Origin of the sequence: Brucella pituitosa, from assembly GCF_003049685.1 — a bacterium.
Taxonomy (GTDB): domain Bacteria; phylum Pseudomonadota; class Alphaproteobacteria; order Rhizobiales; family Rhizobiaceae; genus Brucella; species Brucella pituitosa.
In genome coordinates this window covers 655860-677111 of the sequence record NZ_PYSY02000003.1, presented here as the reverse complement: position 1 = coordinate 677111, position 21252 = coordinate 655860, and the positions used below count along the sequence as shown (strand labels likewise).

The window sequence follows — 21252 nt, the reverse complement described above, 5'->3', positions numbered from 1 at the left end:
ATGAAAACTGGCAGAAGGGTGAACCCCATCCTCTAATGTATGAAGGGATATACCCCTCATAGACAAAATGCGTTGTCGAGCAATTTCGTTACACTGGCAAGCGGTATATCAAACGCCCCCGATATACTGGAGGGCTTCGAGGATTTTCCCTCGAAGTCTTGGTCTCTGGGCAGCAGGGTTGTGATCATGAAATGTGCTTACTTTGTCCGTCCACATATCGGTGGGACCTACTCTGTATTTACGCGCCTGAGCTCGTCACTTCGACAATCCGGCATTGAATTGCGGTGGCTGGCTGCGGGAGCAGCAGGAGAAACGATCAGTTTTCCACCTGCAGGTCAGGGACTAAGTGATGCGTTGCGAAAGGGCGATGCAATTGATCAGATGGGCGTGCTGGACGAGGAAACACGTGCCAGACGGATGATCGCGTTTCTACGCGATAATAAATTTGAAGCGGTGTTCGTGAACGTCCTGTCCAGCCGCTTTGAAACAAATCTGGTGCGATATCTCCCAGATGACATCTTGCGTATTATGATCGTGCACAACATCACGCCGGGAACTTATGCGGCCGCTCGTGCAATTCGCGATCATGTTCATGCGACGGTTGGCGTATCAAAACGTTGCCGGGATGATCTGGTCAACCAATATGGCTTTGATGCCGCGCGAACGCTGGTTATCCCACATGGTCTGAAGCGACATTCTCGCCCCGCAGGTGGCCTCCCCACGGGATGAAAACGCACCTTTACGGTTGCTTTATCTCGCGAATTGAGGACAATTCTAAAGGCGTGTTCTGGCTACCCAACATTCTGCGTGAGCTAAAATGCGACTATCATCTGACTGTCGCGGGTGACGGTCCGGATTTGGTTGAACTGCGCCATCGGCTTGAAAGTTTTCGTGAGAAAGTAAGTTTTACGAGTTGGGTCGCACCATCAGATGTCCCCTGGCTTGTCAGTCAGCACGACGTTATGGTTATGCCATCCCGTTTTGAAGGTTTTGGGCTTACTTTAATTGAAGCAATGAGCCAGGGTTGCCCTGCCGTCGTTTCGAAGATCGCGGGCGTGACCGATACAATCGTCACAAACGGTGAAGATGGCTTTTTGTTTCCTGTTGGAGATTTCAGACAGGCCGCGCGTCATATAGATCTTCTTGCAGACAATAAGCAGTTGAGAATGGAAATGGCTCAGGCTGCCGTCCTTAAAGTCGCGGTAGCTTTCAATAGTGATCTGGCGGGGCAGGCCTATGCAGGGCTTCTCGAAAACCTGATGCAGAACCGGCCCGCCATTGCCCAATCTTTAGCGCTCACAATGGACAATGCCGAACGCTTTACATCAAGCCTGCGAAGCCGGCTGCCCAAACCAGTCAAGAACTGGCTCCGACAGATGCGAGAGCGCCTCAACACAGCCTGGTCCACAGTGTGATCGTCAAAACTGGTAATTAACAAAGGGACAAGGTCATGAACCTTTTCACATCCCGGTTTCGCAATTCGCAATTGCTCAGAAGTAAAGCCCATGCCCTCATACCGGGCGGCTGCCATACCTATGCCAAAGGTGATGATCAATATCCGGTCTTGGCGCCGGGTTTCATACAACGTGGTTCCGGATCGCATGTGTTCGATGTCGATGGAAACCAGTATATTGAGTACGGAATGGGCAATCGCGCCGTGGGACTTGGACATGCCTATCCTCCGGTGCTGCATGCGGCGCGTGATGCGTTGCAGGATGGTTGCAACTTTACACGTCCAAGCGCGATTGAAATTGAATGTGCGGAGAGTTTCCTTGAGCTGATCGAGGGAGCAGAAATGGTGAAATTCTGCAAGGATGGATCGGATGCCACCTCCGGAGCTGTGCGTCTGGCGCGCGCCTATACCGGTCGCGATATGATAGCATGTTGTGCCGATCATCCGTTTTTCTCGACTGATGACTGGTTCATCGGAACGACGAAAATGAATGCAGGTATTCCTGCATCGGTGTCAGCTTTGACGACCACTTTTCGCTACAATGACATTGCGAGCGTGAGAACGTTGTTTGAAAATTATCCGGGCATGATTGCAGCGCTAATTCTTGAACCCGCGCGGATGGATGAACCTCAAGATAACTTTCTGCATGAGGCAAAACGTATTGCCCATGAAAATGGTGCTCTATTTATCCTCGATGAGATGATAACGGGCTTTCGCTGGCATATGCGCGGCGCTCAGAAGCTTTATGGCATCGAGCCTGATCTATCTTGCTTTGGTAAAGCTTTGGGAAATGGCTTCGCGATCTCGGCACTTGCAGGGAAAGCTGAATATATGCAGCTCGGTGGGCTTACCCAAACCGATTATGCCCGCGTCTTTTTGCTTTCGACCACGCACGGGGCCGAAACGCACGCTATGGCGGCTGCAATCGCCACCATGAAAGTCTATCGCGATGAGCCTGTCATTGAACGGCTTTACGAACAGGGTCGGAAGCTTGTCGAAGGGGTCAATACGGCGATTTCAGCCCATGGGTTGGAAAACAATGTTCGCTTGGTCGGACGCCCTTGCTGCCTGGCTTACGCTACTCTCGACGAGAATGGACAATCCTCTCAGGCGTTGCGGACACTTTTCCTTCAGGAGACCATCCGGCGCGGTGTTTTGATGCCGTCTCTGGTTGTAAGCTACACGCACAGTGATACGGACATTGCACGTACAATCGACGCAATTGATGGAGCGCTTGGCGTTTATGTTCGAGCTCTCAATGATGGTGTCGACAATTATCTTACTGGCCGCCCGTCGCAAGTGGTGTATCGCCGATTTAACGATGCGCCATCCTATCCACCAGCAACGCGATGATGCTGTCGCGATTAGGTTTAATCTTGGGTTTTCTGCTGCTTCTGACAGGAGTGGTTCGAGCCGAAAATGCGTTTCCGATCAGAGTAAGCCAGGATCATCGTATTTTTGAAGATGCTCAAGGTCGGCCGTTTTTGTTGCAGGGCGACACGGCATGGTCGTTGATCGCAGAGCTGAAGCGAGGCGATGTCGAAACTTATCTGGCTGATCGCAGCAAGCGCGGCTTTAATGCCATTCTGGTCAATCTGATTGAGCATCAGTTTTCGCAATCCGCCAAGGAATGCCTATGGTGAGCAACCTTTCGTACGAGAGGCCTTTGGCGCGCTTAACCCTAGATACTTTGATCATGCTGCCTGGACAATTGAACAGGCCCAAAAGCTTGGGCTGGTGGTCTTTCTTGCTCCTGCATATCTTGGGGTGAACGGTGGCGATCAGGGCTGGTTCGCTAAAGCACAAGCTGCGGGCCCTGACAAAATGGAAGTCTATGGCAAAGCCATCGCGCAACGGTTCTCGAAATTCTCCAACATTGTTTGGGTGTTGGGCGGTGATTTTGATGCGCCGGATCGAGCACTGGTGTCAAAGCTTGCAGAAGGAATTGCAGCAATTTCTCCCCAGGCGCTGCAGACTGTTCATTCGGGACGCGATACAAACACGAATGAGATCTGGAAAGATCAGCCTTGGTTTGCGATCGACACGGTCTATACATATAACGACGTTCACAAAACGATCCTGGATCGCAGTAAATCAGGCGGAATGCCTATAATCTTTCTTGAAGGGGCCTATGAGTATGAGCGTGAGACGACTGCACGTATGATACGGCGGAATGCATATGGCGCGCTTTTAGGTGGTGCAGCCGGGCAGTTTTTTGGAAACAACCCCATCTGGCATTTTTCAGGCCCTGGTGTCTTCACCTCGGATCAAAGCTGGCAAGAAGCACTGGCCAGTCCGGGAGCGCAGTCTATGTCAGTCATGAAGGCTTTTTTCGATAAGATACCATGGTCGCAACTGAAGCCAGATCGAGATAGTGAGATTTCCGGCGTTGCTCAAAGCTATGCGGCAGCTTTGCCAGATCACAGTCTGATCGTCATCTATGGTGATGCTGACGGCTTTAAGGTGAAACGAAGTGTTATTGGCAATGGTCAGATCGGCTTTATGGGTTGATCTGCGTCTGGTAAATTTCTACCGTCAAAGGCACCAGAATTCGGCCCAGAATTTGACAATGAGTTTGGCATTTTTCCGGCACCGGAAGACCGAAAAAATGTAAATAACAGCGACTGGATTTTATTGATCGGCGGTCCTGAACAGTTGCAGATCATTCAAAGAGGTAGTCTCCACTACCTTTCGCGTCTTAATTCACCGCTTGTCCGAAGCAAACATGCCTTCGTTTAACTCGTCGCTTCCGATGAGGCCCGTTACCTTGAATCCATCGTTCAGCTGAGGAACCGGACATGAAGGTACTTGTTACAGGGCATCAGGGCTATATCGGATCAGTGATGGTGCCGACACTGATCAATTCGGGACATGATGTTTCAGGCTATGATGTCGGCCTATATCAGCATTGTCTTTTCGAAGAAGGTGGCACGGTTATGAATGTGCCGACGATCCGTAAGATGATGCGCGATGTGTCTCCACGCGATCTGGAGGGTTTCGACGCTGTTATTCATCTGGCGGCACTGTCCAATGATCCGCTTGGCAATCTGAATGAAGAGCTTACCTATGAGATCAACCATCATGCCAGTGTGGCTATGGCGAAAGCGGCAAAATCAGCCGGTGTTGCCAGATTCTTATTTGCATCATCGTGCAGCAATTACGGCATCAGTGACGCGGATTTAATTGATGAAACCGGAGAGCTTAAACCCGTCACTGCTTACGGACGCTCCAAAGTCAGGGCCGAGCAAGAGATACGAGCATTGGCAGATTCCAGCTTTTGCCCGGTATATCTGCGACCGGCGACTGCCTACGGCGTTTCGCCATTCCTGCGTTTCGACATTGTGCTGAACAATCTGGTTGCCTGGGCAGTTACCAAGGGGCTTATCTACCTTAAATCCGACGGTACACCTTGGCGACCGATTGTTCATATTCGCGATATCTCGCGCGTTTAATGCAGCAATGGAAGCACCGCGTGACAAGGTCTTCAATGAATCTTTCAACGTGGGTTCGACCGAGCATAATTACCGCATCCGCGATATTGCCAGCATTGTTGCAGACAATGTTCCTGATTGCCGGATCGAGTATGCAGATGATGCAGGCCCCGACACGCGTTCTTATCGGGTTAGTTTTGAAAAACTGGCGCGCGTTTTGCCGGAGGCCAAGCCGCAATGGGATGCGGTCGCAGGGGCACAGGAGCTTCTGGCTGCGTATAGTCGGTCTTCATTGACACTGGAGGAATTCGAGGGGCCGCGGTTTCAGCGTATTGCCCATATTCGCAAGCTAATTGCCCAAGGTGTGCTGGATGCCAATCTGCGTCGGCTAGATGAGCAGCCACAACCGCTTCTGGCAACTGCATAATGGACAACAGGTTGGGCAGCCCGCAGATTGAAGATTCTGCAATGCATTCTTCCTCTGGAATGAGCATTTACGAGCTCGCTTCGCGGCTCTTCCCAATTTGCCGTAGTCTCACTGGTGATGGCGTGCGCGAAACGCTCGCCATCGTCGGTGAGCATTTGCCGTTGAAAATTCATAGAATCCAGACGGGTACGCAACTTTTCGATTGGCAGGCACCGCAGGAGTGGCTGATCCGGGGCGCCTACATTATGGATTCTGCCGGTCGGCGCGTTGTAGACTTTGCAGAGCACAATCTGCACGTCGTCAATTTCAGTACGCCGGTGCGCAAGAAACTTACGCTCAACGAACTAAAAGAACACACACACCGCCTGATCAGCCCGATTTAATTCCCTACCGCACCTGTTATCATACGGAAGCCTGGGGTTTCTGCATGACGCATAATGCGCTTATGCAGATGAAGGAGCTGACCTATGAGGTGGTGATTGATGCAGAACGGCGCGACGGTTCTCTCAATTTTGGTGAATTCATCCATCAGGGTGAAACAGAAGAAACCTTCTTGCTTTCAACTCATCTTTGTCACCCTTCCCTTGCCAACGATAACTGCTCAGGAATAGCGCTGCTTACCCGCTTGGGTGAAGCATTGAAGTCGCGAAAGACACGTTTCACATACCGGCTTTGTTCGGTCCTGCGACTTTCGGGGCTCTCGCCTGGCTTAAACAGAACGAAGAGAATCTGGGCCTTGTGAAGCATGGCATCGTATTGTCGTGTGTTGGCGACGGTGGTGGCCCCAATTATAAGCGTAGCCGCCGTGGCAATTCGGAAATCGATCGCATTATGACGCAAGTTCTGGAAGGGTCCGGACTTCCTGAGGCGAAACTGCATGATTTTTGGCCCTACGGATATGACGAGCGTCAGTTTTGTTCTCCGGGCTTCAATCTGCCGGTTGGTTTGTTTCAGCGCAGTCTTTATGGGGAGTTTCCTGAATATCATACTTCTGCTGACAATCTTGATTTCATCAAACCCGAATATCTGGAGCAGTCTTATAATCTTATCATTCAAGCGATTGAGATTGCAGAGCGTAACTGGACGCCGATTAATTTGTCGCCAAAGGGGGAGCCGCAACTTGGCCGTCGAGGCCTTTACGGTAATACTGGAGGGGATCGAAATGCGGCTAAGAATGCGATGACTATGTTATGGGTGCTCAATCTGGCCGACGGCGATCATTCGCTCCTCGATATGGCTGAGCGTGCCGGGTTGCCATTCGCACAATTAGCAGATGCCGCAGAACGGCTTCGTGATGCCGGTCTATTGACGGCACTTTAAGTTCAGAGTGTCTGAACCAAAATTCAGCGGTTAGAGGAGGCCAGTTTCTGTCTTTTTCCGACATGACACTTGGCGTGTCGGGCCATGGAACTCGAGGGCAGGGTCATCATGTCGTAATCCTGTTGCGAAATCAGGTGCGTAGGGACGAGATATCATATAGCGAAGCAACACATCGTCCGTGAGCGTTTGAAAGCCATGTGCACAGCCTTTAGGAATGTAGAGCTGTACGCCATTTTCCGACGATAACTCCAATCCAGTCCAGCGTCGAGGTAGGCGAATTCGGTCGCAGATCGACAAGAACATCCCAGATTACGCCTTTAAACATGTCACAAGCTTGGTCTCGGAGTGTGGTTCATTTTGATAATGCAGCCCGCGTAAAGTTCCTTTTTCCCGAGAAAAAGAGAGGCTGTGTTGTGGGAAATCCGTTTCCATTTCCCGTTCGGCAAATGCGTTCTCACAATAGACGCGCGCGAACCAACCCCGCTCATCTTCGAGCTTCTCTGGTTCAACGGACCATGCACCGTCTATATTAAGCGGGTAAATCGCATTGTTCGCCTCAGATCACTGCATATGGTCATTCTGACAGTTCCGTGCTTTGGGAATAGTATTGTTTTTGGGGCAGCGGACCGGCCCTAAGATCAAGGTCCAGCTACCTAAAAGGCGTAGCCATGTACCCCTTCATCGACATTGGGCGAGGTTAGGGGGATTGTCGGGGATCAATCGACGGATGGTGGGGGCGGCCAATCGTATGTATGGCTCGCTCCTCATTACAGTCTCGGAAAAACCGGGCAAACTTAGTAATTTTGATCGTCCGGCATTGAACGGAATTCAAACCCACATACCCGTAAGGGACCGAGCAGGGCGAGGTATATCTATGACCATCCAAACGCCGGGCATATCACGGAGTGCAGGCATGGCTCGAGCAGGCAGGTTGCCGCTTGTGCGGGACACTTCAAACACACATTTGTAGATCTGGGCATGTCTCCGCCGTGTGAGAGTTTCTCACTGTGGAACAACTTGATCACATGGAACCGTATTATCCGCTATATGCTTTTGTGTGCGACCATTGTTATTTGGTTCAGCTAAAAGAATATTTCAGCCCTGCCGATATTTTCACCGAATATGCTTATTTTTCTTCCTATGCTACAAGCTGGGTCAATCACGCTCGGATCTATTGTGATGAAATTACTGAAAAGTTGTCTCAACGGAAATAGCTTCGTTGTTGAGATTGCAAGTAACGACGGCTATTTGCTTCAGCATTTCCTACCCAAGGGTATTCCAATTCTGAATTGAACCCGCTGCCAATGTAGCCAAAACAGCGATTTCCAAAGGCGTGCCCACCCGTATCGACTTCTTTGGCTCGACCCTTGCCGCGCAAATGGTTGGGGAAGGCGGAAAGGCTGATCTGATCATCGGAAATAATGTTTTGGCACAGGTGCCGGACCTCAATGATTTTGTTCGGGGTATGCAGCTTCTGCTAAAACCTGAAGGTGTTATTACTCTTGAGTTTCCACATCTCGCCAATCTGATCGAGCAAAACCAGTTCGATACAATTTATCACGAACACTTCTCATATTTTTCACTTCTGACGATCCGCTATATGGCTCACCGTCATCATCTCAAGGTGATTGACGTTGAAGAGGTGTCGACGCATGGCGGTTCGCTCCGTGTTTATCTCGCGCACAATGCCAGCAAACGAAAGGCCGGGCCACGCGTTGCAGCGCTTTTGAAACGCGAACAGACATTCGGTCTCAATGAAATTTCCACATATGAACAATTCTCGGAAAAAACACGTCGTACAAAACGGGATCTGCTGTCGTTTCTGATCGCTGCAAAAAATGCGGGTAAACGTATCTGTGGTTACGGCGCGCCTGGAAGGGCAATACGCTCCTTAACTACTGTGGAATAGGAACTGATTTTCTGGATTTCACAGTTGATCGCAACCTGTACAAACACGGTCGTTTCACTCCGGTATGCATATTCCGATTTATGATACCTCGATGATTGATAGCTATAAGCCTGATTATATTCTGATCCTGCCCTGGAACTTCAAGGATGAGATTATTCGTCAGATGCAGCATGTGGTCGAATGGGGTGGAAAGTTCATCATACCTATCCCGCATGTCACACTGATCGATCCAGCATTACTCACAGAGGAGCGCTAGATTATGAAGGTCGTTCTTTTCTGCGGTGGCCTTGGCACTCGAATAAGGGAATATTCAGAGAATGTTCCAAGCCGATGATCCCGCTTGGTCACCAGCCGATCCTCCATCATGTCATGGAGTATTATTCTGATTACGGCCATAACGACTTCGTTTTGTGCCTCGGATACAAGGCAAATGTGGTCAAAGACTTTTTCCTTAACATACGGCCGCAAACATTTGCGGATTGTGTAGTTTCCGATGGTGGACGCAATGTTCGCTTGCTTGAAGAGGTCGATCGCGACTGGAGCGTGACTTTGCTCGACACGGGTATCTGGCGCAACATCGGTGAAAGATTGTGGAGTGCACGTTCACATGTCGAAGGTGAGGATATGTTCCTCGCAAACTACAGCGACGGTCTCAGTGATGTCGACCTCGACGATATGACCGATCGTTTTCACAAGAGCGGTAAACTGGCATGTTTTCTGGCTGTCCGTCCGCCGTTGACATACCATCTTGCCGACATTGCAGAAGGTGGCGATGTCCGCGCTTTCAGAACCTCCAACACCTCTGATATCTGGATAAATGGCGGTTATTTCCTTTTCCGCAAAGAGATATTCGATTACATGCGCGAGGGTGAGGAGCTTGTGTTGGAACCGTTCAGCCGCCTGATCGCCGATAATCAGCTTATGGCCTATAAATATGAGGGTTTCTGGCGTTCGATGGACACGCTACGAGATTGGCAGACTCGAGGATATGGTCGAGAAGGGGATATGCCCTGGAAAAGCACAAGACAGAAATTAGTGCAGCCAACATCGCGATTGCACTATGATTGATCTGAGTTCCCTGACGCAACTTGGCAGGCCGCTCAGACTGCTCTGTCTGGGCGCGCATTCAGACGATATCGAAATTGGATGCGGAGGAACGCTTCTAAGTCTGATCGGGATGGGAGTCCCTCTGGAGGTAGATTGGTGCGTTTTGTCGGGAGGAGGGATCGGCGCGCAGAAGCGGAAGCTTCGGCGCGTGATTTTCTTGTTGGAGTGCAAAGAAGCAGAATTCACTTAAAGGATTTTGAGGACAGTTATTTTCCTGCTCAGAGCAGGGCCATCAAAGAGTGGTTGATAGGGCTGCGCAACACAAACCAGCCGGATCTTGTTTTTACGCATAGCCAGGGGGATGCCCATCAGGATCACCGTATGGTTCGGGAACTCACATGGAATGTTTTTCGTGACCAATTAATTCTGGAGTATGAAATTCCCAAATGGGACGGTGATCTGGGGCGACCAAATGCTTATGTTGCATTGTCAGCAGTGGTACTGAAAAGAAGATTGAACTGCTGATAAAAAACTTCGGCACTCAACGATCCAAAGACTGGTTTGATCAGGAAACTTTTCGTGGAATTGCGCGTTTGCGTGGGATGGAATGCCGCGCCGCTGAAGCATATGCGGAAGCATTTTACGCGCCAAAGATCAAAATCTTTTAAGATCACTGAGATTGAGCAAGAGCTTTGCCATGTGGTCGGGCTTTGATGAAACACGAATGATCGTGACGGGCTAGGCAGTCTTTAGTCGCTTAAAATCAGTTCTCCAATGGGGATGGCTGATGGCGGCTGGCGAAGGCGCATTGCACACATGCAAGCTCCGTTTTGTCTGCAAAAATTTGAAGTCGTGAATGAGGTGGCCTGAATTGGAAACCGCTTGCGCTCTTATGCCAGCTCTGTAAGGAAGCAAGTCGTTTGCTTGAAGTGTGGGGCAATATTTTCGACATTTATCGAGATAGCTTGATTTAAAGACGCTATCCTTTACTTCCTCAATGCCGGACCGCAGATTTTGCGAGATGACTTTCCAAAATCCGGGGAAGCGCGTGTAAGTCATGATGTCATTTAAACTGGCAGAAAATTTTGCATAGCCTTCCCGCGAAAGTCCGAGGACGGCGTTTGGTCCTACGGTCAGGCTCCCATCCATCATTGGAGTGAGATGGATTCAAGAAACGGCATTGACGGATCAGGCACCGGATAAATCATTCGTTCGACTAAATTATTCAGCTCCGGTTTGAGTGCATAATATTCGCCCCGAAACGGTACGATTTGAAAGTCGATTTCCAAACCAGAGCGTTGCGCGAGGCGATCGGACTGAAGTCCGGCACAGGCAACGATGTATCGGCTTTCCCAGACACCTTTGTTGGTATGAACACGTATGCAATCGCTGCGTTCTTCTACAAAACTGACATCGGTGCCCAAATGATTGTTGCGCCGCGCGCTTTAATCAGTTCGCCCATTGCACTGGAAACAGCCCGATAGTCAACAATGCCACTTTGTTCAACCAAAAGAGCTTTCAGACCGGTGACGGCGGGCTCCATTTCGATGAGTTCCGACTGATTGATCATCCGACAGTTTATTTTGTTGGCTGCGGCATTTGCCTCAAGCCCATTGAGGCGTTGCAACTCGATATCATTTGTTGCCACGACCAGCTTACCCGGTGTTCGATACGGGATATCGTGTGTGTCGCAAAATTGCTTTGTTGCTCGTTCCCCGGCCCGACATAGTTCAGCCTTCAGGCTACCGGGCTGATAATAGATGCCCGCGTGGATGACGCCGCTATTGTGCCCGGTTTGGTGAGAAGCAAGCGAGAGCTCTTTTTCGAGGAGGAGAATGCGTGCGTCTGGTTCGCTCCTGGTGATTGCCAGTGCGGTTGCCAGGCCAACAATTTCCTCCAACAATACAGTATTCGAACATGTTCAAGCTCGATATTATTGCCGCATGAAACCCACGTGATTAGTCACACAACCATTCCAAAGCGTCAACTGAACTTCCGCTTTACTCCGATATGCCAATTACCTCGTTGGTATAAAGGCGTGATCGGTTCCACTGTCTTAAAATACTTATTTGACGGCAAGCCAACGCGCGTGCCCGACGCTGCATTGAAGAATTTTGGGCCTAGCATGCGACTTTTTCAGAAAACCAGTCTAATGCTTCAACCGAAGAGAGAAAGGTGCGGTGCTTCCAGATGGTCACAAATAGGAACGATCTTTCCGATCTCTCTGTGTTTTTGCTGATTGTGAGATACCGGAGTTTCCGAAAAGCTGCTGATCAACTGGATTTATCCGTGTCTGCACTTAGCCATCGAATGAAGGCGCTTGAAGCACGTCTTGGAGTTAGATTGCTTAATCGAACCAGCCGGAGTGTTGCTCCAACTGCGGCAGGCGCGGTATTGGCAGATAAAGTTGCTGCCGGTCTTGATATCATCAACGGCGGTATTGAAGAATTGCAGGGACAATTCAGCGGTATCGCAGGAAGCGTGCGCATTAACGTGCTCAAGGACGCTGTTCCGCTGTTGCTTCAATCTGTCTTGCCCGTTTTCCGCGAACGTTATCCAAATATTGAGCTGGAAATTGCTGCTGATGACAACTTTCTTGATGTTACGGCAGAGGGTTTTGATGCCGGGCTCAGATATGCTGGCTCTATCCCCGAGGATATGATCGCGGTTGCGATCAGTGAACCGTTGAATTGGGTTGCGGTGGCCTCCCCAGCCTATCTGACGCGCGCTGGACATCCCAAACATCCGGCTGACCTGATGAACCACAACTGCATCAGGATAAGAACGGGGGCGAGGTCAGATTTTCCATTGGGAGTTCGATCGCGGGGACGAGAGTTTACAGATTGATGTTCCTGGCTCGCTGATTTCCGGTTCAACAGATGTCTCTATGGCTGCTGCTCTGTCCGGGACCGGCATTGCGTATTGTCTGGAAAAACTGGCTGAACCATATGTGAAAACGGGACAGCTACAAATAATTCTGCCCGAATGGGCCTCTTGGTCCTCCACTGGCCTTCTATTATTCCAGCCGCCGCCAGTTGCCTTATGGTCTTCAGATGCTGATCAAAACAATCCGGGAATTACGTCCGATTGATCGTTGAGATAAACTAAATGATCCATTGAACTGACCATGATTGATTCAACCATCAGCGCCCCGTACTTATGTTGATGGAAGATGGGGTAAGCGCATATGAATTCGTATGGAGACGACATGTATATTCCCAATGCAGACCGATATGAAGGTGTCGACTATCGCCGCACTGGCCGTTCGGGTCTGAGGTTGCCGCCGATCTCACTTGGTCTGTGGCAGAATTTTGGAGGTGCTGATGTATTTGAAACAGGTCGCGCCATCATTCGCCGGGCTTTTGATCGCGGTGTTACGCATTTTGACCTCGCCAACAATTATGGCCCTCCATATGGATCGGCAGAAGAGAACTTCGGCAACGTTCTGAAGAAAGATTTCCGCGATCACCGCGACGAACTGGTAATTTCTACGAAAGCCGGTTGGGATATGTGGTCCGGGCCTTATGGTCGGGGTGGTTCTCGCAAGCATGTGCTGGCTTCCCTTGATCAGAGCCTTCAGCGCATGGGGCTCGATTACGTTGATATTTTCTATTCGCATCGCCCAACCAACGACGTGCCACTTGAAGAAACCGTTGGCGCTCTTGTCCAGATGGTTCGTCAGGGCAAAGCGCTTTATATTGGTGTTTCTTCTTACAATCCGGAACGCACTCGGGAAACTGAAGCTCTCTTGCGGGCTGAAGGCATCCCGCTATTGATCCATCAGCCATCCTATTCGATGCTCAATCGCTGGATTGAGGAAGAACTTCTTGGAACGCTGGATGCGTTAGGCACGGGTTGTATTGCGTTCTCACCACTGGCGCAGGGGCTTCTGACCTCGAAATATCTTGGCGGTGTACCAAAAGACGCACGTGTTGCCCGAGGCGGATCTTTCAACGAGCGATTGCTCAGTGACGATAACCTTGCGCGCGTTCGCGCGCTTGATGCGATTGCAAAGAAGCGTGGTCAGTCATTGGCTCAGATGGCGATTGCCTGGGTCTTGCGTGATCCTCGTGTGACGTCTGCGCTCGTCGGTGCCCGCACAGTCGAGCAGCTTGATGATTCCCTTGATGCGCTCAAGAACCTGAGTTTCAGCAAGGAAGAGCTCAAGGAAATCGATACCCATGCAGGCGAAGGTAGCGTCGACCTCTGGCGCAATGTGATGCAGCAGAACTAAACGGTTTTAGAACCAGGATGCGCTCAGGCAAATGAGTAGCGCGCCGATCTTTTTTCAATTGGATCGGCGCGCTAATTTCTTGCCCCTAGATAGGATCGTTCAAAGAGGCATTTTTTTGTTTTCAGTGCTTGCCGAAGTCGGTGTAAATATCGGCGCGCGTTTGCGGCACTGCTGAAATCCCGCGTCTGCGTTTAGAGGCCAGAGTCTGATTGATTTGAACTGTCCCTCGTTCAAACGCCAATGCACAGCCCGCCAGATAAAGCACCCAAAGGCGTGCCTTTGGATAGCCAATTTCCTCGATTGCCTTGTCGAAATTTGCATAGAGCCGCTCACACCATAAACGGCACGTCCGGCCATAATGTTCGCGCAGGTTCTCCACATCATGAACCTCAAAGCCGTGTCCTTCGAGATTTTCAACGGTCATGCCGAGATGATCCAATTCCCCGCCTGGGAAAATATACTTCACCAGCGCGAGATGTTCAGCACTTTTACGATTAAAGGCTTTCTTGCTTTTCTTCATGCGACGGGTGATCGCGTGATGCATATAAAGACCGCCGGGACGCAAAAGCCGGTTCACTGCAGTGAAATAACCATCGTAATTTTCGATGCCTACGTGCTCGAACATTCCCACCGACGATATCTTGTCAAACTGGCCGTCTAGCTCAGCATAAGATTTAATGTGGATTGTGATTTTATCTTCAAGGCCCGCCGCCCTGATCCGCTCGCGCGCAAGCGCTGTCTGCGCTTCGGACAGGGAAACACCCGTGCCGGTGACGCCAAAGTTCTGCGCAGCATAGATCAGCAATGCTCCCCAGCCACAGCCAATATCAAGGAGACGATCTCCCGGTTGAAGCCGGAGCTTTCGGCAAATCAGTTCAAGCTTGTCTTTCTGCGCCTGATCAATGTCATTTGCCCAGTTCAGAAATAGCCGCATGTATAGACCATGCGCTCATCGAGAAACAGCTTATAGAATTCGTTCGACACATCGTAATGATGCGTGATTGCTTCTTTGTTCGATCCGCTAACGAAAGGGGCTTTGCCGTCGACCGCAGCCCGCGCTGCAGACTTGCCCGCGAATACAAGTGCCGGAAGATCCTTCAATAACTGCCATTTCGGCAGTTCTTTAAGTCTTTCCTTGAGTTTGCCGTCGATTTTTGCGTTTGCCAGATCGAAAATTGTACCATTTTTAATATCGACGCGGCCAGATACCCAGATATCGATCAATGAATCATAATTCGGTTTGAGTATAAGTTGTCGAACGATCGTCGGATCATTGATTACGAGCGAGGCGCCTTCGAAGTTTCCAATTCGCGTACCATCCCAAAGCTCGACGTTGAATTGCGGGCGAAGTGTTTCAATAACTGTCCGTATGATACGCACTGACTTGGTTTCTGCAGTCATTCAACGCCTCTCGATGTTTCACAGACAAACGCTCTTCAAACAAACTTAGCCTAAAGCGTTTATCGATTGAATGGCCATAATATTCTATGCTTTACCCTCAAAATCTTGTGTTCTCGTGGCATGTAAGCTCATCTGCGGTTGACCTTCGCCACCCAACATTGACATCGGGGTTTTCACTATCTGTTGAATGAAATTTCGCGCCGATGGTGCGCTTTCGTCCGCCCGAAACAGAACGGCGATTTCAGATGTAATCGGCTTTCCGGCAATAGAACGGAACTCAATATTGGGAAGTCTGACAACGTTTCTTACAGAACTCGGAATGACTGACACACCTGCACCGAGTGAAACCTGTGTGAGAACAGAAAGAAGGCTGCCGGGCTTTGCCACTACATCTAATGGAAAGCGGCCCCGGCGAGCGACTTCATAGGTGCCAAACTCTTGTTCGGGCATTACAAATTTTAATCCCGCGAGTTCACGGGGTGACAACGGTGCACCTTGGGTTACTTTGGGATGGCCTGAACAAAAGGCAATACAGAATACGTCTCTGAGAAGTATATGTGATCGAAGTGAAGAGGGGTAAACCATTGGCAGTCGTACAAAGCCCAGATCGAGCTGCCCCTCTTCGATTAATTTTGGCAAGTCCTCCATGGGATATTCGCGCGCGCGAATGTTGACGCCCGGCCAATGATTAGTGAACTGAGAGATTTGTTCTTGCAGGACGCCAGCATAGGCAGCAGACCCGACGTAACCTATCTCGATCCGTCCTATTTCGCCCCGTCCGGCCCGCCGTCCGGCACTTTCTGCCTTTGCATACTGGTCCAGAACGAGACGGGCTTCATCGAGAAAAACCTTGCCCGCCGATGTCAGCATGACTGAGCGCTTGGTCCGTGTGAATAAACGCACAGAAAGAACGCGTTCGATTTCCTGGATCTGGACGGTCAGGGTCGGCGCAGCGATGTTCAAACGCTCAGCTGCACGAGAAAAATGCAATTCTTCAGCCACGGTAATGAAATAACGAAGGTGCCGAAGCTCCATTTGAAGTCTCTTCAATAATTAGTTTGTACCTAATAAATAGCAAAAATAGTAAGAATGAAACAAATTATGAAATCAGCTTAGGTGACGCCATAATTTTAGAAGGAGTCGCCCAATGTCATCACGTATCGCTTTAGCCGTCCTTATGAGTATCAGCGTCACACCAGCCTTAGCACTGGACCTTCCCACCAAGCCTTATCTGACGCTGGAGGCAGCACGAACTGTTCTAACCGCCGCACAAGCAAAGGCGTCTGAGAATGGCTGGCCATGCGTGATTGCTGTGGTCGATGCTGAAGGACTTCCGATCGTTATGGAACGGATGGATAATGCCTCTGTTCTCGCAGGTGTTGATCTGGCTCCCGGCAAAGCTCGAACAGCTGCTCTTTTTCGACGTGAAAGCGGGGCGCTGGAAGATGCAATCAATGGCCCGCGGCCAGCAGCGGTGACAGCGCAGGGCTTTGTCATGATGCGAGGCGGCGTACCTATTACAGTTGATGGCACAGTTGTGGGCGCAATCGGTGTCTCGGCAGATACACCGGACCACGATGAGCAGATAGCGAAGGCCGGCATTGCCGCGTTGATAAAATGACCTTGGACATCGCAGTTGCTCGTCGGAAAGCCAATACGTCCCTCACGCTTTGACCGCCTCTATCGGTTGCGCCATGACGGTGCTGGATACGAACGTCGTTGCTGTGGTTTTACCAACAATAGCGCGTGATTTCGGTGCGTCTTTCGCCGAAGTTGAATGGGTTATCAGTACCTATGTGTTGTGTTTTGCGTCCTTGCTTCTGCCTGTAGAGCAATTGCCGATCGCTTCGGCCGCCGCGCGGTCTTTCTGATCGGCATCGGAGCATTTGCGTTGTCCTCCTGGTTATGTGGCGCTGCCCCCTCAGCAGCAGCGCTTTATCTGGCGCGTGCAGCTCAGGGCGTGAGCGCGGCCTTTATGCTTGCGCCCGCACTTGCCATTATCGGGCATACTTTTCACCAGGAAGAAGAGCGTAATCGCGCGTGGGCCATGTGGGGCGCAATCATGGGCCTCACGATGGTCCTGTCACCAATTCTGGGCGGAGTAATCGCTTATGCTTTGGGATGGCGATGGGCCTTCTACATCAATGTTCCAATATGTATCGCACTCGCCGCATTGCGACTGATTGAAGAATCGCGAGACGTGAATGCACGACGGCTGGATCCCTTTGGCTTCGCTTCATTTTCTGCCGCGATGTTTGGAATTACGTGGGGTTGATCAATGGGCAGGCTCATGGGTGGCTATCTTCGTTGCACTGAGCGGATTTGCAGCGGGTAGCGTGGCACTCGTTATTTTGTGATTGCAGAGACTGTCCAAAGCCGCCCGATGCTCGACCTCAGCCTGTTTCGCAATCCCCGCTTTGTCGGCGGAGTGGGCAATGTTTGCCTATGCGGCCTGCGCTCAGGTCATGGCTTCCATGCTGCCATTGTTTCTTCAGAACGGTCTTGGGCGAACAGCTTTGCAAGCAGGCTTTGCTATGTTTCCATTCGCCATTGCGATGCTGATTTTCCCCAATGTCGGTCGTCTTCTCAGCAAGCGATTTGGTTCCAGAGAAATTCTTGCACTTGGTCTTCTGATTGTGGGTATGGGAAGCTTATTGACTGCCTGGGGTGCCAGAGATGGCGCGTGGTCCACTGTGATGTGCGGCATGCTGGTTCTTGGCAGCGGAGGCGGTCTTCTCAATGGTGAAACGCAAAAAGCAATTATGTCGGTGGTTCCCAGAGAAAGAGCTGGTATGGCATCGGGCATCAGCACCACATCCCGTTTCTCTGGAATTCTCTTAGGGTTTGCAGTGTTAAGCGGCATACTAGCAAGTGTCGTACGGGGTGCGCTTATTCAGATTAATTGTGCGGACCCGACTTGCACCCCGCTTTGCAGAGGCGATTGTAGCAGGCGATTTACCAGCTGCGCTTTCTGAATTGCGCCTTCCGCACGCGATGCAGCGATGATGATCGCCATGAAGGGATACTCGACGGGCTTTTCCGCAGCACTCACTGTTTCCGCAATCATGGCGATTGTGTCTGCTCTGCTGGTATATGCCCTTATGCGCGCCGGGAACTCGTTGCCAAAGTCATAGAGCATCGCAATTGCCTGGTTCTATGAGGCACAGCATTCCCTGTCGGTTATTATGGTCTCGAATGCGAGACCATAATGATTTTATTGTGGCAGTGGAACTTGGAGCGTATGTGCCGCATTCGAATATACGCCGTAATAAAAGTTAGAAGTTGGAACTATTTTTTATAATGTAATTAAATTCAGTCGATCTGTTCGTTCTTTTTACCGCCTCCTTATGAAACGTTTTGAATAACATTATTCATATAGAGGGCGTCATGTTGAAATCTGGTTTTCTACGTCTTGCTGCAGCTACATTCTTAATTGCTTCGCTTACTCAAATTAGTTCTGCTGAAACACTGCGCTGGACGCGTGCTGCCGATGCCTTGACGCTGGATCCTCATGCGCAGAACGATGGCGTGACGCATGCTATTCTCAATCAAATCTACGAAAGCCTTGTCTGGCGCGATGCTGAGGGCAAACTTATCCCACGGCTTGCAACGGAGTGGCACTTGAAGGAAGGCGATCCGACCACGTGGGTGTTCAAGCTGCGTGAAGGCTAAGTTTCACAATGGCGATGATCTGACCGCAGAAGATGTTGTCTTCACGCTGGACCGCGCTCGTTCCGATAAGTCAAATCTTCGCCAGTTGCATGCCGATGTGGAGAAGGTGACTGCTGTGGGTCATCACACGGTTGAGGTAAAACTACGCGCACCCAATGCGATCTATCCGAACAATCTGACCGGTACTTACATTCTCGACAAGACATGGGCAGAGCAAAATGATGCTGCGGACGTGCAGGATATTGCCGCTGGCAAAGACAATTATGCTGTGCGTAACACCAATGGCACTGGCCCTTATATTCTGAAATCACGTGAAGTTGGTGTTCGCACGGTGCTTGAAGCCAACGAGCATCATTGGGCGGAAAAGAAGCCGGAAATTACGGAAATCATCTATACGCCGATTGCAGACAATGCGACGCGTGTTGCAGCCTTGCTTTCCGGCGAGGTGGACTTCCTGCATGAAGTGCCGGTGCAGGATATTGAACGTCTGAGGAATACGCCGGGCATCAAGGTTTCGGTTGGTCCTGAGAACCGTTCAATCTTCCTTGGCTACCGCGTTGATAGCGCGCCGCTTGCGTCGTCGGATGTGAAGGATAAGAATCCTCTCAGTGATGTGCGTGTTCGTGAGGCTTTCGAGCTGGCGATTGACCGCGATGCGATCAAGACCGTAGTTTTGCGCGGTAACTCAGTGCCGACCGGCATTATCGTTCCGCCTTTCGTGCATGGCTGGACTGAGGCGTTGGATGCTTACTCAAAGCCCGATGTAGAGAAGGCGAAAGCGCTGCTTGTGGAAGCCGGTTATCCGCAGGGCTTCACGATCACGCTCGATACGCCAAACAATCGCTACGTCAATGACGAAGCCATTGCGCAAGCGGTTGTCGGTTTTCTGGGACGTATTGGCGTGAAGGTTGCTCTGGCATCGCGTCCATATGCGCAACACGCTCCGCTGCTTATTGACCAGAAATCAGATTTCTACCTGTTTGGATGGGGCGTTCCGACCTTCGACAGCGCCTATAATTTCAATGATCTCGTTCACACCCGTGCAGGGCGCTACGGTGCCTATAACGCGACCGGTTACTCAAACCCGGAAGTGGATAAGAAGATCGAGTCTCTTGGTGCCGAGATCGATCCTGCAAAGCGTGATGCGACTATCGATGAACTCTGGAAACAGGTGAAAGCAGAGCATCTGTATCTGCCATTGCATAATCAGGTTGGTGCCTGGGCGGTGCGAGACAAGTTCAATCTTGAACATCAGCCCGATAACTCGCCGAAGGTTGGACAGGCGACCATCAATAATTGATGATGAGCGACCCTTTCCGCGTGCCTCCGGGCCACACGGAAAGGGTCGTTCGTTCATATTTCAGGCAGATATTATGATCGGATTTATTATCAGGCGTATCTTTCAATCCATGGGCGTTATGCTGGCCGTGGCTTTGATTGCATTCGCCGTTATTCGCTTTGTCGGCGACCCGCTGGAATCCATCGCCAGTCAGGAAACACGACTGGAGGAGCGACTGGAAATCAAGCAACGCCTTGGGCCTCGATCAGCCGGTTTATCTCCAGTTTCTTTCTTTCTCAAGCGCGGTTTGTCTGGCGATTTTGGTTTGTCTTATAAGCAACAGGAACCGGTGAGCCGTATGATCATTGAGCGGCTGCCAGCAACGCTGGAGCTTGCAATAACCTCATCGCTTATTGCGCTGATCGGCGGTGGAATTCTGGTGTTTATGCAGCGCTGCGTCCCGCATCGCGCCTGAGCAGCTTTCATGACCGCTTCACTCATCGGCGTGTCACTACCCACATTTCTGATCGGTATCGGCCTTATCTATCTCTTCTCTGTTGAACTTGGCCTGCTTCCATCCTTTGGGCGCGGGCAGGTGGTGGCGGTTGGCAGTTGGTGGACGACTGGCTTTTTAACTGCATCGGGCTGGCGGTCGCTGATCCTGCCAGCAATCACCTTGTCGCTGTTTCAGATGACATTGCTCATGCGGCTGATCCGGGCGGAAATGCTGGAAGTGCTGCGGCAGGATTATATTCGATTTGCAAAAGCACGCGGGCTATCGCGCCGCAGCATCTATTTTGGACATGCGCTGAAGAATACGCTGGTGCCTGTCATCACGGTTGTTGGTTTGCAATTGGGCTCTGTCATTGCCTTCGCAATCGTGACGGAAACGGTCTTCCAGTGGCCGGGCGTTGGGTCACTGTTCATCAGTTCGGTGCAAGCGGTCGATGTGCCAGTAATGGCGGCATATCTCGTGTTCATTTCGCTTGTCTTTGTGATCATCAATCTCATTGTCGATATTCTTTATCATGCTGTTGATCCGCGTCTGCGGTTTGACCGCATTGCTGCGGGAGCGTGAC

At 50.7% G+C, this 21252-nt stretch carries 15 protein-coding genes and 9 pseudogenes; 19 read left to right on the top strand and 5 right to left on the bottom strand.

Annotation, left to right across the window (positions count from 1 at the left end):
- The first annotated feature begins 186 nt into the window (after positions 1-186).
- The 6 genes and pseudogenes from C9380_RS28900 (at position 187) to C9380_RS27830 (ending at position 6631) form a co-directional block, all read left to right on the top strand.
- Positions 187-1415: pseudogene (locus tag C9380_RS28900) on the top strand (glycosyltransferase family 4 protein).
- 35 nt (positions 1416-1450) lie between these two features.
- Positions 1451-2806 carry a glutamate-1-semialdehyde 2,1-aminomutase gene (locus tag C9380_RS23435; protein ID WP_024896698.1) on the top strand — a complete coding sequence of 452 codons (1356 nt, stop codon included), beginning with the start codon at positions 1451-1453 and terminating at the stop codon, positions 2804-2806.
- Positions 2807-2829: 23 nt separating this feature from the next.
- On the top strand, positions 2830-3096 hold the full coding sequence (locus tag C9380_RS27835) for an apiosidase-like domain-containing protein (protein ID WP_252869843.1): 267 nt from the start codon (positions 2830-2832) through the stop codon (positions 3094-3096).
- The gene (locus tag C9380_RS23430; RefSeq protein ID WP_252869842.1) at positions 3053-3964 is read left to right on the top strand and encodes a glycoside hydrolase family 140 protein; all 912 of its coding nucleotides are present in this window, start codon (positions 3053-3055) and stop codon (positions 3962-3964) included. Before C9380_RS27835 ends, C9380_RS23430 begins: the two co-directional genes overlap by 44 nt.
- Before the next feature lie 287 nt (positions 3965-4251).
- A pseudogene (locus C9380_RS23425) lies at positions 4252-5311 on the top strand (NAD-dependent epimerase/dehydratase family protein).
- 41 nt (positions 5312-5352) lie between these two features.
- A pseudogene (locus tag C9380_RS27830) lies at positions 5353-6631 on the top strand (DUF4910 domain-containing protein).
- A 30-nt stretch (positions 6632-6661) separates the two neighbouring features.
- Here the strand turns inward: C9380_RS27830 and C9380_RS23415 are convergent.
- Positions 6662-7159 (bottom strand): annotated as a pseudogene (locus C9380_RS23415) (dTDP-4-dehydrorhamnose 3,5-epimerase family protein).
- A 346-nt stretch (positions 7160-7505) separates the two neighbouring features.
- On the opposite strand from C9380_RS23415, the pseudogene C9380_RS23410 reads away from it, so the two are divergent.
- The 3 pseudogenes from C9380_RS23410 (at position 7506) to C9380_RS23400 (ending at position 10255) form a co-directional block, all read left to right on the top strand.
- A pseudogene (locus tag C9380_RS23410) lies at positions 7506-8796 on the top strand (methyltransferase domain-containing protein).
- A 3-nt stretch (positions 8797-8799) separates the two neighbouring features.
- A pseudogene (locus C9380_RS23405) lies at positions 8800-9604 on the top strand (sugar phosphate nucleotidyltransferase).
- Positions 9601-10255 (top strand): annotated as a pseudogene (locus tag C9380_RS23400) (PIG-L deacetylase family protein). The pseudogenes C9380_RS23405 and C9380_RS23400 overlap by 4 nt, the downstream one beginning before the upstream one ends.
- A 480-nt stretch (positions 10256-10735) precedes the next feature.
- On the opposite strand, the gene C9380_RS28635 reads toward C9380_RS23400, so the two are convergent.
- Together C9380_RS28635 and C9380_RS28630 are read right to left on the bottom strand one after the other, a co-directional pair.
- The gene (locus tag C9380_RS28635) at positions 10736-11011 is read right to left on the bottom strand and encodes an FAD-dependent oxidoreductase (protein WP_353954654.1); all 276 of its coding nucleotides are present in this window, start codon (positions 11009-11011) and stop codon (positions 10736-10738) included.
- Positions 10987-11490: an FAD-dependent oxidoreductase gene (locus C9380_RS28630; RefSeq protein ID WP_353954653.1), complete on the bottom strand. Its 504-nt coding sequence runs from the start codon at positions 11488-11490 to the stop codon at positions 10987-10989. Before C9380_RS28630 ends, C9380_RS28635 begins: the two co-directional genes overlap by 25 nt.
- Positions 11491-11777: 287 nt before the next feature.
- Between C9380_RS28630 and C9380_RS23390 the strand changes: the two genes are divergently transcribed.
- From C9380_RS23390 to mgrA, 3 genes are all read left to right on the top strand, one after another.
- Positions 11778-12434 carry a LysR family transcriptional regulator gene (locus tag C9380_RS23390; RefSeq protein WP_252869841.1) on the top strand — a complete coding sequence of 219 codons (657 nt, stop codon included), beginning with the start codon at positions 11778-11780 and terminating at the stop codon, positions 12432-12434.
- Complete coding sequence (locus C9380_RS28625; RefSeq protein ID WP_353954657.1) at positions 12388-12678, top strand: type 2 periplasmic-binding domain-containing protein; 291 nt, start codon at positions 12388-12390, stop codon at positions 12676-12678. Before C9380_RS23390 ends, C9380_RS28625 begins: the two co-directional genes overlap by 47 nt.
- Positions 12679-12795: 117 nt before the next feature.
- Complete coding sequence (mgrA, locus tag C9380_RS23385; protein WP_024896708.1) at positions 12796-13821, top strand: L-glyceraldehyde 3-phosphate reductase; 1026 nt, start codon at positions 12796-12798, stop codon at positions 13819-13821.
- A gap of 121 nt (positions 13822-13942) precedes the next feature.
- Here the strand turns inward: mgrA and C9380_RS23380 are convergent.
- Together C9380_RS23380 and C9380_RS23375 are read right to left on the bottom strand one after the other, a co-directional pair.
- Positions 13943-15222 (bottom strand): annotated as a pseudogene (locus C9380_RS23380) (class I SAM-dependent methyltransferase).
- An 84-nt stretch (positions 15223-15306) separates the two neighbouring features.
- Positions 15307-16257: a LysR family transcriptional regulator gene (locus tag C9380_RS23375; protein WP_105707079.1), complete on the bottom strand. Its 951-nt coding sequence runs from the start codon at positions 16255-16257 to the stop codon at positions 15307-15309.
- Between the two features lie 112 nt (positions 16258-16369).
- On the opposite strand from C9380_RS23375, the gene C9380_RS23370 reads away from it, so the two are divergent.
- The 7 genes and pseudogenes from C9380_RS23370 (at position 16370) to C9380_RS23355 (ending at position 21251) form a co-directional block, all read left to right on the top strand.
- Positions 16370-16843 (top strand): GlcG/HbpS family heme-binding protein, encoded by a 474-nt coding sequence (locus C9380_RS23370; protein ID WP_105707077.1) that lies wholly within the window; start codon positions 16370-16372, stop codon positions 16841-16843.
- Between the two features lie 73 nt (positions 16844-16916).
- Entirely contained in the window at positions 16917-17093 is a 177-nt protein-coding gene (locus tag C9380_RS27825) for a hypothetical protein (RefSeq protein WP_252869850.1), read from the top strand.
- Positions 17024-17497, top strand: coding sequence for an MFS transporter (locus C9380_RS27820; protein ID WP_252869849.1), 474 nt, complete (start codon positions 17024-17026; stop codon positions 17495-17497). The genes C9380_RS27825 and C9380_RS27820 overlap by 70 nt, the downstream gene beginning before the upstream one ends.
- 160 nt (positions 17498-17657) lie before the next feature.
- Entirely contained in the window at positions 17658-18197 is a 540-nt protein-coding gene (locus C9380_RS27815) for an MFS transporter (RefSeq protein WP_252869840.1), read from the top strand.
- A gap of 412 nt (positions 18198-18609) precedes the next feature.
- Positions 18610-18894 (top strand): hypothetical protein, encoded by a 285-nt coding sequence (locus C9380_RS27810; RefSeq protein WP_252869839.1) that lies wholly within the window; start codon positions 18610-18612, stop codon positions 18892-18894.
- On the top strand, positions 18884-20194 hold the full coding sequence (locus C9380_RS23360) for an ABC transporter substrate-binding protein (RefSeq protein WP_252869838.1): 1311 nt from the start codon (positions 18884-18886) through the stop codon (positions 20192-20194). The genes C9380_RS27810 and C9380_RS23360 overlap by 11 nt, the downstream gene beginning before the upstream one ends.
- Positions 20195-20267: 73 nt before the next feature.
- Positions 20268-21251 (top strand): annotated as a pseudogene (locus C9380_RS23355) (ABC transporter permease).
- Position 21252 lies beyond the last annotated feature (1 nt).